Genomic DNA, 789 nt, shown 5'->3' with positions numbered 1-789 from the left:
GCTTCAGCCGGTGCGGGCGCCGGCGTGGCCGGCGCTGCTTCGGCTGGCTTGGCCGGATCGGTTGCCGGGGCCGCAGGCGCCGCGGCGACGGTCGCGGCTATTTCGGTGATGCGGCCGTCGAGCTTCGGCGTGTAGGGCCGGGGGGCGCCGAGGTAGTCGGCAACCACCTGTTCGAGGCCGGGGCCGTAATCATAGGCGTTCTTGGCCTTGTCGGCGAAGACCTTGTAGCCGTCGCCGCCCTGGCGGACATAGTTGTTGGTTGCGACCAGATAGTCCTTGTCAGGCTTGATCGGCGTCCAGGCGCCGCCCTCCATGACCTCCACCGATTTGACGCGGCCGGCATTGGGCGCGACGGATTTGTCGAAGGAATACTTCAGGCCGGCGACCTGCGGGAAGCGCCCGGCGCCGTCCTCGACCTGGCTGAGGCCGCCCTCGAGGCCGGCCACCAGATCCTTGCCCGAAATCTGGAACGTCGCCAGCGTGTTCTGGAACGGCAGCACGGTCAGCACCTCGCCCATGGTGACGGTGCCCTTGTCGATCGAGGCGCGCAGGCCGCCGCCATTGGAGATGACGATCTCGACGCCCTGTCCCTTGACGCGGTCGAGGATGGCGTCGGAGACGAGATTGCCCATCGCGCATTCGCGGGTGCGGCAGCTCTCGCGACTGCCGTCGATGACGTCGGTGGTTTCCGCCACTTCCTTGTTCTTCAACGCCTCGATCGGCGCCCCAAGCTCCTTGATGCGGGCGAGCACGGCCGGGTCGGGGGTGATCGACTTGTCGAGATAGATC

At 67.4% G+C, this 789-nt stretch carries 1 protein-coding gene; it reads right to left on the bottom strand.

The window, feature by feature from the left end; genetic code table 11:
- Window positions 1–789, bottom strand: a 789-nt coding sequence (locus EN939_RS36445; RefSeq protein ID WP_206528462.1) for a bifunctional metallophosphatase/5'-nucleotidase, incomplete at both ends; no start/stop codon positions are given.

This window comes from Mesorhizobium sp. M7A.F.Ca.CA.002.05.1.1, assembly GCF_003998335.1.
Taxonomy (GTDB): Bacteria; Pseudomonadota; Alphaproteobacteria; order Rhizobiales; family Rhizobiaceae; genus Mesorhizobium.
Note: the sequence above shows the minus strand (reverse complement) of the source record. Positions and strands in the feature narration are given on the sequence as shown.